This window comes from Streptomyces sp. NPDC088762, assembly GCF_044750905.1.
GTDB lineage: Bacteria > Actinomycetota > Actinomycetes > Streptomycetales > Streptomycetaceae > Streptomyces.
This window is the reverse complement of sequence record NZ_JBIVKT010000024.1, coordinates 52,397-65,479: the sequence shown is the minus strand read 5'-3', so window position 1 is coordinate 65,479 and position 13,083 is coordinate 52,397. Positions and strand designations below refer to the sequence as shown.

Below are 13,083 nucleotides of genomic sequence, written 5' to 3'. Positions count from 1 at the left end.
TATGCGGCGGATCGTCTCGCTGGTGCCGTCGCTGACCGAGGCGGTCGCCGTGAGCGCGCCCGGCCTGCTGGCCGGGGTCACCGACTGGTGCTCGCACCCGGCGGACCTCGGGGGCGCGGTGCGGATCGGAGGGACGAAGAACCCCGATGTGGAGCGGATCGTACGGCTGCGGCCCGACCTGGTGATCGCCAACGAGGAGGAGAACCGGGCCCCGGACCTCGCGGCGCTGCGGGCGGCCGGGATCGAGGTGCTGCTCACCGAGGTCCGCGACCTGCCGCAGGCGCTGCGCGAGCTGGACCGGGTGCTGGTGGGGGCGCTGGGGCTGAAGCGGCCGGGGTGGCTGGCGGACGCGGAGGCCGCGTGGGCCCGGCTGGAGCCGGCCGGTGGGCTGCGGGCGTTCGTGCCGGTGTGGCGGCGACCGTGGATGGTCCTGGGCCGGGACACGTTCGCCGGGGACCTGCTGGCGCGGCTGGGGGTGCGCAACGTGTACGCGGGTCACGCCGAGCGCTATCCGAGGATCCCGGTGGAGGAGCTGGCCGCCGCCGGCTGTGATCTGGTGGTGCTGCCGGACGAGCCGTACCGCTTCACGGCCGGGGACGGCCCGGAGGCCTTCCCCGGCCTGCCCGCCGCACTGGTCAGCGGACGGCACCTGACCTGGTACGGGCCCTCGCTCGCGGAGGCGCCGGAGGTGCTGGCGCGGGCGCTGCGCGAGGCGCGTGCGTTCTGAGGCTCAGCGGGGGAGCAGCCCGCCGGTGAACAGGCCGCGCAGGGTGTGGGCGGCGGCGAGCAGCCAGGCGGTCACCAGGGCGAGGAAGAGAACGGTGGCGAGCCAGGCGAAGGCGGTCAGGCCGGTGTGGCGGGCCAGGCCGGCGGCGCCGGTGACGCAGGTGCCGACGGGGAACGTCAGCGCCCACCAGGTCATCGCGAAGCCCATGCCGTTACGGGCGGCCCGGACCAGCATCGCCACGGCGAGGGCCAGCCACAGCAGGGCGAAGCCCATCACGGGGACCCCGTAGACGACGGCGAAGGCGCCGAGCGCTCCGGCGTAGGGGGCGCCGATCGACTGGGGGGCCATGTCGGCGAGCTGGTTCACGGCGGTGGTGGACTGCCCGAGGGGACCGAGGACGAGGAAGAGGGTGGGGGTGAGGGCCAGGGGAAGCGGGCCTCCGACGACGAGCCGGCCGAAGACCAGGGGGAGCATCAGCAGGGTGGCGAGCAGGCTGATGCCGAACATGGCGTAGCAGGCGAGCAGCAGGGTCTCGCGGGGCTGGCCGGCGGGCAGGTGGGGGATCAGCAGGGGGCCGAGGGCGGCGGAGACCATGGGCGCGACGAGGGGGAGCAGCCAGACGGGGGTCGCCTGGCGGGGTTCGACCGTGTGCCGGACCACCATCAGGTAGGGCACGGCGACTGCCAGGACCAGGCCGATCACGGTGCCGGCGGTGAAGAGCACGGTGTCGGCGGCGACGGCCGCGGTGGTCCCGATGAGGTCCTTGCCCACGAGGAGGGTGCCGCCGCCGACGGCCAGCAGGGCCATCGACAGGCAGCCGTAGAAGGGGGCGACGGAGGGGTCGAGGAGGTGGGCGCGGGCCTGGTCGCGGTGGTGGAGCCAGTGGCCGGCGCGGGCGGTGAGGAGGATCGCGAGGACGATCGCGGACAGCGCCCAGACGATCTGGCAGGCCACGCGCTGGCCGGGGAGCTGGTGGGGCAGGGCGGCGCCGGCGGTGGCGACGATCGCGGTGCCCATGACGGAGGCGTACCAGTTGGGGCCGAGGTGGCGCAGGGCCGGGAAGGCCTTGTGGGCCTGGGGGGTCCGTCGGCTGGTGGGACGGGGTCGTACGAGGGTGGTGGCCATGGGGCCAGCGTCCCGTGGCGGCGGGACGGACGGCAGAGGGCACTCGGCTATAAGGTCATAAACTGATGTTATGGGTAATGAGGAGTGGGTTCCGCTGGCACACCGGGTGCCCGACCTGGGCGCGCTGGAACTGCTGCTCGCGGTCGCGCGCGTGGGCAGCCTGAGCGGAGCGGCCAGGCGGCTGGGGATCACCCAGCCCGCGGCGAGCAGCCGGATCCGGGCGATGGAGACGCGGCTGGGGGTGGCCCTGGTGGACCGCTCACCGCGGGGCTCGACGCTGACGGCGGAAGGAGCGCTGGTCACGGACTGGGCGCGACGGGTGGTGGAGGCGGCCGAGGCCTTCGACGCGGGTGCACAGGCGCTGCGCGGCCGGCGGGACTCGAGGCTGCGGGTGGCCGCCAGCATGACCATCGCGGAGTACCTGCTGCCGGGGTGGCTGATCGCCCTGCGGGGCCAGCGGCCGGACACGGCGGTGTCCCTGCACGCCGGGAACTCGTCGGCGGTCGCGGAACGGGTCCTCGCGCACGAGGCGGACCTGGGCTTCGTGGAGGGGCTGACCGTGCCGGACGGGCTGGACTCGGCGGTCATCGCCCAGGACCGCCTCGTGGTGGCGGTGGCGCCGGGCCACCCGTGGGCGCGGCGCTCGCGGGGGGTACGGGCGGAGGAGCTGGCGTCGGCGCCGCTGACCCTGCGGGAGCGGGGGTCCGGGACGCGGCAGGTGCTGGACGCCGCGCTGGCCGGGTGCGGGGGGCTGGCGGCGCCGCTGCTGGAGCTGGCGTCGACCACCGCGGTGAAGGCGGCGGCGCTGGGCGGGGCGGGACCGTGCGTCCTGTCGGAGCTGGCGGTGGGGGACGAGCTGGCGGGGCGGCGGCTGGTGGAGGTGCCGGTGGCCGGCGCGGCGCTGGGGCGGGCCCTTCGGGCCGTCTGGCCCACGGGCTCCCGGCCGGCGGGACCGGCGCGCGACCTGCTGTCCCTGACGCGCGGCCAGGCCTGACCCGTTCCCCGGGAGTTGGGGCAGCGCCCGGCGGCCGCCCCGGCGCTCAGCGCCTCCCTCGCGCCGGCGGGGCCGGTGGTGGCCCGGCCAAGTGGGCCGGGCGGCTCGGAGCATGGCCCGGCGGGGCCGGGTTGCGGCCCGGCTGGGCCGTTCGGGCGATGCGGGATCGATTCGGCACACGTCGGCCGGTGACCTGGTTCCGGGCCGCCGGAAAGGTGGCTCCCGCACGTTGTCGCTCGTCGTGAAGGGAACCACCGCCATGCATCTTCGCCGCGCCGCCGCCGTCTTCGGTGCGCTGACGCTCGTCCTGACCGTCCCGACGTCCGCCTCGGCCGCGACGGGCGAGTTCCGCTACACCTACAGCGGCCTGGACGGAAGGCCGCAGGTCGCGGTGTTGGCGGACCCGCCCAGCGAGGAGTGCATCACGCTCCCCGAGGTGGCCGACCCGGGCGCGAGCTCCCCGGCGCACTCGCCGCGCAACCGGACCGACGAGACGGCCACGGTGTTCACCGAGCCGGGCTGCGAGGGCGACTACTTCACGCTCAGGCCGCGTACGGGCTACGGCTCGGCGCGGCTGGCGCTGCGGTCGGTCGTCTTCAGCCGCTGACGGACCCTCGGGACCCCGGCGGGGACGGTGGACGCCGCACCGTCCTCGCCGGGCGCCGGCCCCGGGCTCAGGACACCGGGACCATCGCGTGGACGGCGGCCGCCTCGACCAGGGAGGCCATGACGCGGGTGTCCTTGTCGCGTTCCGGGTGCCACTGGACGCCCATGACCCAGCCGGCGGCCGGGTCGGGGAGTTCGATGGCCTCCACCGTGCCGTCGAGGGCGTGGGCCGAGGCGATCAGGCCGCGTCCCAGGCGGTCGACGGCCTGGTGGTGGTAGGTCGGGACGTCCGCCTCCTCCGGGACCAGGGCCGCGTACCGGGTGCCCGGCACCGGGCGGACCGGGTGCCAGGAGGTGGCGCCCGGGGTGTCGAAGTGGCCGTCGATGTGCTGGATCAGCGTGCCGCCCAGGGCCACGTTCAGTGCCTGCATGCCGCGGCAGATGCCGAGGACCGGCATGGAGGAGTCCAGGGCCGCCGCGATCAGGGCCAGCTCCCACTCGTCGCGGACCGTCGCCGGGGCGCCCGTACGGGAGTCGCGCGCGGCGCCGTAGCGGACCGGGTCCACGTCCGGGCCGCCCGCGACGACCAGGCCGTCCACCCGGCTCAGCACCTCCGCCGCCGCCCCGGGTTCGTCCGGGGGCAGCAGGACGGCCGCGCCGCCCGCCGCCTGGACGAGTTCGTAGTACCCGGTGGGCACGAGGGACGTGGGCAGGTCCCATACCCCGTAGCGGGTGGATTCCTCCACGTAGGTGCTGATGCCGATGAGCGGCCTGGGCACGTTCTTACCTCCGATGGACGGTCAGGAGCGGTCAGGGAGACGGGTCCAGCGTTTCAGTCCCGGGTCAGTTCCGCCTCGGCTTCCGCCAGAGCCGCGAACTCCTCCTCGGGGGCCGAGGCCACGAGGTGGTGCCGACTGTAGAACGCGAAGTAGGCGAGGGCGACGGCGTACACGGCCAGTGCGATGAATGCCGCGTCCTTGTCCACCAGGAAGGTGGCGACCAGGGCCGACAGGGCGAGGACGAAGGCCACCGCGGAGGTCACGATCCCGCCGGGCGTGCGGTACGGGCGCTCCAGGTTCGGCTCGCGGCGGCGCAGCACGATGTGGGAGAGGGCCATCAGGGCGTACGAGATGGTCGCGCCGAAGACCGCGATGTTGAGCATCCGCGCGCCGTTGCCGGTGGCCGCGGCCAGCGCGAAGCCGATCGCGCCGGGGATGACCAGGCCCAGGTAGGGGGCCTTGCGCTTCGAGGTGAGCGAGAGGAAGCGCGGCAGGTACCCGGCCCGGGAGAGGGCGAAGAGCTGGCGCGAGCCCGCGTAGATGAGGGAGAAGAAGGAGGCCACCAGGCCGGCGAGGCCCGCGTAGTTCACGAAGCGGCTCATCGCGGTCGGACCCCCCTCCCCCTCCAGGGCCACGACCAGCGGGTTGCCGGCCGTCTTGATCGCGTCGGCGCCCTGCGCGCCCGTCGCCGCGAAGAAGGTGACCAGCGCCAGCAGGGCCAGGACGCCCATGGAGATGGCGAGCGCCTTCGGCATGGAGCGGACCGGGTCCTTCGCCTCCTCCGCGGCCAGCGGTACGCCTTCCACGCCGAGGAAGAACCACATGCCGAAGGGGAAGGCGGCCCAGATGCCCAGAACGCCCAGCGGCAGCCAGGAGTTCGAGCCGAAGGCGGTCGTGTCGACCGGGATGTCGTCGAGGCTGCCCGCGTCGAAGCCGGTCAGGGCGCCCACCGCGAAGACGAGCAGCGCGGCCACGGCGATGGCGGTCACGACGAGGCTGAAGCGCAGCGCCTCGCCGACGCCCCAGAGGTGGACGGCGATGAAGACGACGAAGCAGCCGAGGTAGACGGGCCAGCCGGAGGTGAGGCCGAAGAGGCCGAGGGATTCGACGTAGTCGCCGATGAAGATGACGATCGCCGCCGGGGCGAGGATGTACTCGATCAGGATGGCGGTGCCGGTGAGGAAGCCGCCCCAGGGGCCGAGCGCGCGGCGGGCGAAGCCGTAGCCGCCGCCCGCCGTGGGCAGGATCGTGGACAGCTCCGCCAGCGAGAAGACCAGGCAGGCGTACATGGCGCCCATCAGGACGGTGGCGATGGCGAGGCCGCCGAAGCCGCCCTTGTCGAGGCCGACGTTCCAGCCCGAGAAGTCGCCGGAGACGACGTAGGCGACGCCGAGTCCGGTGAGCAGCAGCCAGCCGGCGCTGCCGCGGCGCAGGGTACGGCGGTTCAGGTAGTCGTCCGCGTGGTCGCCGCCGCCCCCGGGGGACTTGGCGGCTGCGGGCACGGCTGTCAGCCGTGCCTCGATGTCGTCGGCCATCGTGCGCTCCTGCCTCAGGGCAATGGTTGTGGGGCGTACCTTTGCCGGAGTGGAGTGGAGTGCGCAAGACCCCCGCGTGAAACCGACGTTACGAAAACCTCCCCGGGCCTGCCCGCGGCGCTCAGGCCAGAAACCCCCGCAGCAGCGCCGCCGTGCCGCAGCAGTGTTCGCGCATGGTCTCGCGCGCCCCGGCCGCGTCCCCCTCCAGGACGGACTCCACCAGGGCGGTGTGCTGCTGCTGGGAGTGCTCCAGGTTGCGCACCAGCAGCGGGATGCAGTCGAGCAGGTCGTTGACGGTGGCCCGGACGGCCGCGTACTGGGCCGTGAGGGTGGCGGAACCGGCCAGTTCGGACAGGGTCAGGTGGAAGAGGGTGTCCTGGCGGCGGTAGTCGGCGAGCGGCGCGTCATGGGTGGCGGCCAGCGCCCCGAGCAGCCGCTCGGTGTCCTCCTCGGCCAGCCCCTGGGAGGCGCACAGCCCGGCCGCCCCCACCTCCAGGACCTCGCGGAACCGCAGGACGTCCTCGATGTCCACCCCGGCGACCCGCCGGCGCAGCTCCTGCTCGGCGCCGTCCGGCGGGGTGTCCGGCCGGGGCAGCACAAACGTTCCGCCGTACCGGCCGCGCCGGGCCTCCACCAGCCCCTGGTCCTGGAGCACCTTCAGCACTTCGCGCAGCGTGACCCGGCTGATGCCCATCCGCTCGGCCAACTCGCGCTCGGGCGGCAGTCGTTCGCCGCCCGGTACCAGACCCAGCCGGACGACCTGGAGGATCTGTTCGAGGGCCTCCTCGAAACCGTTGCCCGCCCGCACCTGCCGCAGCACGGGATTCAGCCGCGCCATCGCGTCGCCCTCGCTCGCCGTGTCGGTCATCTCGGCCCCTCCCCTTCCCAAGCAATGGTTCTGTTCAATACCTTAGGCCTTCTCGGCTCACCGAAGGAGAGATTCCCGTGGTAGACCGCAAGCCGCCGCTCGCGCCCGAGGAGCTCCGCTCCCTCGTCGCCAGCGGTGAGATCGACACAGTCGTCCTGGCCTTCCCCGACATGCAGGGACGCCTCCAGGGCAAGCGGTTCGCCGCACAGTTCTTCCTCGACGAGGTCCTCGCACACGGCACCGAGGGCTGCAACTACCTCCTTGCCGTCGACACCGACATGAACACCGTCGACGGGTACGAGATGTCCTCCTGGGACCGGGGCTACGGCGACTTCGCCATGCACCCCGACCCCGCCACCCTGCGCCGCATCCCCTGGAACCCGGGCAGCGCCTTCCTCCTCGCCGACCTCGCCTGGAACGACGGCTCGCCCGTCGTCGCCGCGCCCCGCCAGATCCTGCGCCGCCAGCTGGAGCGCCTCGGCGAGCACGGGTACACCGCGATGGTCGGCACCGAGCTGGAGTTCATGGTCTTCAAGGACACCTACGAGCAGGCCTGGAACGCGGGCTACCGCGGGCTGACCCCCGCCAACCAGTACAACATCGACTACTCCGTCCTCGGGACCGGCCGCATCGAGCCCCTGCTGCGCCGCATCCGCAACGAGATGCAGGCCGCCGGCCTGATCGTCGAGTCGGCGAAGGGCGAGTGCAACCTCGGCCAGCACGAGATCGCCTTCCGCTACGACGAGGCGCTGACCACCTGCGACCAGCACGCGGTCTACAAGACCGGCGCTAAGGAGATCGCCGCCCAGGAGGGTGTCTCGCTCACCTTCATGGCCAAGTACGACGAGCGCGAGGGTAACTCCTGCCACATCCACCTCTCGCTCAACGATGCCGACGGACGCAACGCGATGGCCGGGGACGGGCCAGGCGGAATGTCACCGGTGATGCGGCACTTCCTGGCCGGCCAGCTGGCCGCGCTGCGCGACTTCTCCCTTCTCTACGCCCCCAACATCAACTCGTACAAGCGTTTCCGTCCCGGATCCTTCGCGCCGACCGCCGTCGCCTGGGGCCTGGACAACCGCACCTGCGCGCTGCGCGTGGTCGGCCACGGCCGCTCCATGCGCTTCGAGAACCGCCTTCCCGGCGGCGACGTCAACCCCTACCTCGCCGTCGCCGGCCTGGTCGCGGCCGGGCTCTACGGCATCGAGAACCGCCTGGAACTGCCCGAGGCCTGCACCGGCAACGCCTACACCGGCGACTACGCCCACGTTCCCGCCACCCTGCGCGAGGCCGCCGAGCTCTGGGAGAACAGCGAGATCGCCAAGGCGGCCTTCGGTCCCGAGGTGGTCGCGCACTACCGCAACATGGCCCGCGTCGAGCTGGACGCGTACGACTCCGCGGTGACGGACTGGGAGCTGCGCCGCTCCTTCGAACGCCTGTAACCCGACCGAGCCGACCCGGCAGACCGAGCCGACCCGGCAGACCGAGCCGACCCGGCCCATCCGGCCGCCCGTACCTCCCGAACCTGCCGTACCTCCCGAACCGACCGAAAGTCTGTGAGGCACCACGTGTCCGATGTGCTGGCCCCGCCCCCTCATCTAGAGGTGCTGAATCCGGCCACCGAGGAAACCGTCGCCATCGTCCCGGCCGCCACACGGGACGATGTCGACGCCGCCGTCGCCCGGGCCGCCGCCGCCCAGCGCGGCTGGGCCGCCGCCGCACCCGCCGACCGGGCCCGGCTGCTGCGCCGCTTCGCCGCGGTCGTCGACGGCCACATCGAGGAACTCGCCCGGCTGGAGGTCAGCGAGGCGGGCCACACCATCGGCAACGCCCGCTGGGAAGCCGGCAACGTACGCGACCTGCTCGAATTCGCCGCCGGGGGAGTGGAACGGCTCTCCGGCCGCCAGATCCCCGTCGCCGGCGGCATCGACGTCACCTTCCTCGAACCCCTCGGCGTCATCGGCGTGATCGCGCCCTGGAACTTCCCCATGCCGATCGCCGCCTGGGGCCTGGCCCCCGCCCTCGCGGCCGGCAACGCCGTGATCCTCAAGCCCGCCGAGACCACCCCCCTCACGGCACTGCGCCTCGCCGCACTCGCCCTCGAGGCCGGGATCCCCGAGCACCTCTTCCAGGTGCTCCCCGGCCACGGCGCGGTCGCGGGCGACGCACTCGTCGAACACCCCGGCGTGGCCAAGATCGTCTTCACCGGCTCCACCCGCGTCGGCAAGCAGATCATGGCCAAGTGCGCCGACCGGGTGAAGCGCGTCACCCTCGAACTCGGCGGCAAGAGCCCCAACATCGTCTTCGCCGACGCCGACCTCGAAGCCGCGGCGGCCGCCGCGCCCATGTCCTTCCTCGACAACACCGGCCAGGACTGCTGCGCCCGCACCCGGATCCTCGTACAGCGCTCCGCCTACGACCGGTTCCTGGAGCTCATCGCCCCCGCCGTCGAATCCGTGGCCGTGGGCGACCCGCTCGACGAGAACACCCAGATGGGCCCGCTTATCTCCCGGGCACAACTCGACCGCGTACGGTCCTACGTCACCGCCGACCTCACCGCCATCCGCGGCAAGGCCCCCGAAGGCCCCGGCTTCTGGTACCCGCCGACCCTCGTCACCGACGTCGCCCCCACCGCGCCCGTCGCGGCCGAGGAGGTCTTCGGTCCCGTCGCCGTCGTCCTGCCCTTCGAGGACGAGGAGGACGCCGTACGCCTGGCCAACGCCACCGCATACGGACTCTCCGGCTCCCTCTGGACCCGCGACATCGGCCGCGCCCTGCGCGTCTCGCGCGCCGTCGCCGCCGGCAACCTCTCCGTCAACTCGCACAGCAGCGTCCGCTACTGGACCCCCTTCGGCGGCTACAAGCAGTCCGGACTCGGCCGCGAGCTCGGACCCGACGCCCTCACCGCTTTCACCGAGACCAAGAACGTCTTCATCAGCACGGAGGCCTGAACCGCATGTCGAACGAGAAGCACGCAGAGCACGCAGAGAGCACGGAGATCGTCTGCCGCCGCCTGGTCGGCCGTACCGCCGTCATCACCGGAGCCGGCAGCGGCATCGGCCTCGCCACCGCCCGCCGGCTCGCCTCCGAAGGCGCCAACGTCGTCTGCGGCGACATCGACGAGACGGCCGGCAAAGCCGCCGCGGAGGAGGTCGGCGGCACGTTCGTGAAGGTCGACGTCACCAGCCCGGAGGAGGTCGAGGCCCTCTTCAGGACCGCCTTCGACACCTACGGCTCCGTCGACATCGCCTTCAACAACGCCGGCATCTCGCCCCCGGACGACGACTCGATCCTCACCACCGGCCTGGAGGCCTGGAAGCGGGTGCAGGACGTCAACCTCACCTCCGTCTACCTCTGCTGCAAGGCCGCGCTGCCCTACATGCAGCGCCAGGGCCGCGGCTCGATCATCAACACCGCGTCCTTCGTCGCCATCATGGGCGCCGCCACCTCCCAGATCTCCTACACCGCCTCCAAGGGCGGCGTCCTCGCCATGTCCCGCGAACTCGGCGTCCAGTTCGCCCGCGAGGGCATCCGCGTCAACGCGCTCTGCCCGGGGCCCGTCAACACCCCGCTGCTCCAGGAGCTGTTCGCCAAGGATCCGGAGCGCGCCGCCCGCCGGCTCGTGCACATCCCGCTGGGCCGCTTCGCCGAGCCCACCGAGATCGCCGCCGCCGTCGCCTTCCTCGCCAGCGACGACTCCTCCTTCATCAACGCCACCGACTTCCTCGTCGACGGCGGCATCTCCGGGGCGTACGTGACCCCGCTGTAGCCGGCGGCGCCCACGGGCACGGCCACGCTCACCCACGCTCCCCCCACCCGACAGCCGGGCGTCGCACGACGCCCGGCTGTCGTGCTCCACCGTCCGCGACGATCTACATCAGCAAGGAGCGTCCACCCCAGTGACCCCACGATCCGCCACGCGGCGCCTCCGGGCCCTCGCCGCCGCCGCGATGACCGCCGGCGTCCTCCTCGCCACCGCGCCCGCCGCCGAAGCGGCCCGCCCGGGCGCACCCTGCACGACCCCGCAGCTCAAGGCCGGCTGGTACGGGGACAACCAGGCCCGGCTCCAGGAGCTCATCGACCGGTACGGCAGCTGCGGCCCGTACCGGCCGAGCCGCACCATGCCCGTCGCCGTCTTCGACTGGGACAACACCGTTGTCAAGAACGACGTCGGCGACGCCACCATGTACTGGCTGCTGCGCAACGGCAGGATCCGCATGCCGCAGGGTGGCGACTGGTCCACCACCAGCCGCCACCTCACCCCGGCCGCCGCCCGGGCCCTGACCGACGCCTGCGGCACCCTCGCCCGCCCGGGCGCCCCGCTGCCCACCGGCACCCCCGAGGGCGCTGCCTGCGCCGACGAACTGGCCGCCGTCTACGGCACCGGCGCCACCCGGGCCGGCGCCGCGGCCTGGGCCGGCTGGGACCGCCGGACGACCGAGCCCGCGTACGCCTGGCTGCCCCAGCTGATGCAGGGCTGGACCGCCCGCGAGATACGCGGCTTCGCCGCCGCCGCCCGCACCGAGAACCTGGCCGCGCCCATCGGCGCCCGGCAGCAGGTGGGCACCGGCACCGCCACCGGCTGGGTGCGCTACTACGACCAGCAGAAGGACCTCATCGGCGCCCTGCGGAAGGCCGGCTTCGACGTGTGGATCAGCTCGGCCTCCCCGCAGCCGGTCGTCGAGGTCTGGGCGCAGGACGTGGGCATCCCGGCCGACCACGTGATCGGCATCCGCAACACCACGACCCGGGGCGGGACGTTCACCCCTCACCTCCAGGGCTGCGGATCCGTCGCGGACGGCGCCGACACGATGATCACGTACATCGACGGCAAGCGCTGCTGGATCAACAAGGAGGTCTTCGGCGTGCGCGGCGCGGCCGCCGAAAAGGTCCAGCCGGCCGGCCGCCGCCAGGTGTTCGCCGCCGGCGACTCCGACACCGACATCTCGTTCCTGCGCGACGCCACCGCCCTGCGGCTGGTGGTCAACCGCAACAAGAACGAGCTGATGTGCCGCGCCTACGACAACAGCGACGGCAAGTGGCTCGTGAACCCGATGTTCATCGAGCCGAAGAAGCAGAAGAGCGCCCCCTACCCGTGCTCCACGACGGGCTACGTCGACCACGACGGCACGACCGGTCCCGTCCGCCGGGGCGACACGAGCGTCATCCCGGACCAGACGGACACGGTCTTCTAGCCCCCGGACCTCCTAGAGGAAGGTGCGGCCCTCGCCCCGGTACGTCGGGGCGGAGGCTGTGACCCGGTCCCCCTCGACGAGGTGCAACGTGTCGAAACGCTCGCACAGTTCACCCGCCTTGGCGTGGCGGAACCAGACGCGGTCGCCGATCAGCAGATCGTCGGCCGGGCTGCCCAGCAGCGGGGTCTGCACCTCGCCGGCGCCCTCCTGGGGGTCGTAGCGCAGACCCTGCGGCAGGTACGGCACCGGAAGCCGGTCGGCGCCCGGGGCGCCCGAGGCCGGGTAGCCGCCACCGAGCACCGTGACCACGCCCACGCCGGGCCGCCGGACCACGGGCTGGGCGAAGAGCGCGGCCGGACGCCCGCGAAACGAGGTGTAGTTGTCGAACAGCCGGGGTACATAGAGCCCGGACCCGGCGGCGATCTCCGTGACCGCGTCCTCGGCGGCCGTCTCCCCCACGCTCCCGGTGCCGCCGCCGTTGACGAACTCCAGGTCCGGCACCACCGCCCGCACCGCCCGCACCACTTCGGCGCGGCGCACCGCCAGCTCCTTGCGGGCCGCGCCCTGCATGAGCCGGATCATCCGCGCCCGCACCGGCCGCCCGGCCGGCGCGTCCCCGACCCCGGCGACGTGGCCCTCGTACCCCATCAGCCCCACCACCCGGAATCCCGGCCGGGACGCCACCGTCCGGGCCAGCGCGGCCAGCTGGCCGGGCTCCCGCAGCGGCGAGCGCAGCGCCCCGACGCGTACCCGCCCGCCGAACAGGTGCAGGGCGGTGTCCAGTTCCAGGCAGACGCGGATCTCCTGGGTGCCACCTTCCCGGGAGCGGTCGATGAGTTCCAGCTGGGCCGGGTCGTCCACCATGACGGTGACGGCGGCGGCCAGCTTGGGATCGCCGGCGAGTTCGGCGAAGCCGGCACGGTCGGCGGACGGGTAGGCCAGCAGCACGTCGTCGAACCCGGAGCGGGCCAGCCACAGCGACTCGGCGAGGGTGTACGACATGATCCCGGCGAACCCGGGCCGGGCCAGGACCCGTTCGAGGAGCGCGCGGCACCGTACGGACTTGCTGGCCACCCGGATCGGCTTGCCGCCGGCGCGGCGCACGAGGTCGTCGGCGTTCGCGTCGAACGCGTCGAGGTCCACGATGGCCAGCGGCGCGTCCAGGTGCGCGGTCGCCCGGTCGTAGCGGGCGCGGTCGGCGGCGGGGGAGTTCATGGCGGGAGCTTGCCATGCCGGTCTACCGATGGGTAGGGG

12 protein-coding genes are annotated in these 13,083 nt (G+C 73.2%); 7 read left to right on the top strand and 5 right to left on the bottom strand.

Going from position 1 to position 13,083, the window contains the following annotated elements:
• Window position 1: 1 nt before the first annotated feature.
• Entirely contained in the window at window positions 2–727 is a 726-nt protein-coding gene (locus ACIP5M_RS34340; RefSeq protein WP_401204533.1) for a helical backbone metal receptor, read from the top strand.
• 3 nt (window positions 728–730) lie between these two features.
• Here the strand turns inward: ACIP5M_RS34340 and ACIP5M_RS34335 are convergent, their stop codons facing one another.
• A complete protein-coding gene (locus ACIP5M_RS34335) occupies window positions 731–1,852 on the bottom strand; it encodes a TDT family transporter (RefSeq protein WP_401204530.1) in 1,122 nt (373 codons plus the stop codon).
• Between the two features lie 70 nt (window positions 1,853–1,922).
• Between ACIP5M_RS34335 and ACIP5M_RS34330 the strand changes: the two genes are divergently transcribed.
• Both ACIP5M_RS34330 and ACIP5M_RS34325 read left to right on the top strand, forming a co-directional pair.
• Window positions 1,923–2,846: a LysR family transcriptional regulator gene (locus tag ACIP5M_RS34330; RefSeq protein WP_401204527.1), complete on the top strand. Its 924-nt coding sequence runs from the start codon at window positions 1,923–1,925 to the stop codon at window positions 2,844–2,846.
• A 259-nt stretch (window positions 2,847–3,105) separates the two neighbouring features.
• Entirely contained in the window at window positions 3,106–3,453 is a 348-nt protein-coding gene (locus ACIP5M_RS34325) for a hypothetical protein (protein ID WP_401204524.1), read from the top strand.
• Window positions 3,454–3,520: 67 nt separating this feature from the next.
• Here the strand turns inward: ACIP5M_RS34325 and ACIP5M_RS34320 are convergent, their stop codons facing one another.
• The 3 genes from ACIP5M_RS34320 to ACIP5M_RS34310 form a co-directional block, all read right to left on the bottom strand.
• Window positions 3,521–4,231 (bottom strand): gamma-glutamyl-gamma-aminobutyrate hydrolase family protein, encoded by a 711-nt coding sequence (locus ACIP5M_RS34320; RefSeq protein ID WP_401204522.1) that lies wholly within the window; start codon window positions 4,229–4,231, stop codon window positions 3,521–3,523.
• A gap of 53 nt (window positions 4,232–4,284) precedes the next feature.
• A complete protein-coding gene (eat, locus tag ACIP5M_RS34315) occupies window positions 4,285–5,766 on the bottom strand; it encodes an ethanolamine permease (RefSeq protein WP_401204519.1) in 1,482 nt (493 codons plus the stop codon).
• Between the two features lie 121 nt (window positions 5,767–5,887).
• Window positions 5,888–6,634 (bottom strand): FadR/GntR family transcriptional regulator, encoded by a 747-nt coding sequence (locus tag ACIP5M_RS34310; RefSeq protein ID WP_401204516.1) that lies wholly within the window; start codon window positions 6,632–6,634, stop codon window positions 5,888–5,890.
• Window positions 6,635–6,711: 77 nt separating this feature from the next.
• On the opposite strand from ACIP5M_RS34310, the gene ACIP5M_RS34305 reads away from it, so the two are divergent.
• The 4 genes from ACIP5M_RS34305 to ACIP5M_RS34290 all read left to right on the top strand — a co-directional run bounded on the left by ACIP5M_RS34305 (window position 6,712) and on the right by ACIP5M_RS34290 (window position 11,829).
• Window positions 6,712–8,076 carry a glutamine synthetase family protein gene (locus tag ACIP5M_RS34305; RefSeq protein WP_401204513.1) on the top strand — a complete coding sequence of 455 codons (1,365 nt, stop codon included), beginning with the start codon at window positions 6,712–6,714 and terminating at the stop codon, window positions 8,074–8,076.
• A gap of 126 nt (window positions 8,077–8,202) precedes the next feature.
• Window positions 8,203–9,585 (top strand): aldehyde dehydrogenase family protein, encoded by a 1,383-nt coding sequence (locus tag ACIP5M_RS34300; protein WP_401204510.1) that lies wholly within the window; start codon window positions 8,203–8,205, stop codon window positions 9,583–9,585.
• A 5-nt stretch (window positions 9,586–9,590) separates the two neighbouring features.
• Window positions 9,591–10,403: a 3-oxoacyl-ACP reductase gene (locus ACIP5M_RS34295; RefSeq protein WP_401204507.1), complete on the top strand. Its 813-nt coding sequence runs from the start codon at window positions 9,591–9,593 to the stop codon at window positions 10,401–10,403.
• Between the two features lie 181 nt (window positions 10,404–10,584).
• The gene (locus ACIP5M_RS34290) at window positions 10,585–11,829 is read left to right on the top strand and encodes a haloacid dehalogenase-like hydrolase (protein WP_401204623.1); all 1,245 of its coding nucleotides are present in this window, start codon (window positions 10,585–10,587) and stop codon (window positions 11,827–11,829) included.
• 12 nt (window positions 11,830–11,841) lie between these two features.
• Here ACIP5M_RS34290 and ACIP5M_RS34285 read toward each other — a convergent pair whose 3' ends face one another.
• The gene (locus ACIP5M_RS34285) at window positions 11,842–13,044 is read right to left on the bottom strand and encodes an amino acid deaminase/aldolase (RefSeq protein WP_401204504.1); all 1,203 of its coding nucleotides are present in this window, start codon (window positions 13,042–13,044) and stop codon (window positions 11,842–11,844) included.
• Window positions 13,045–13,083: the final 39 nt, after the last annotated feature.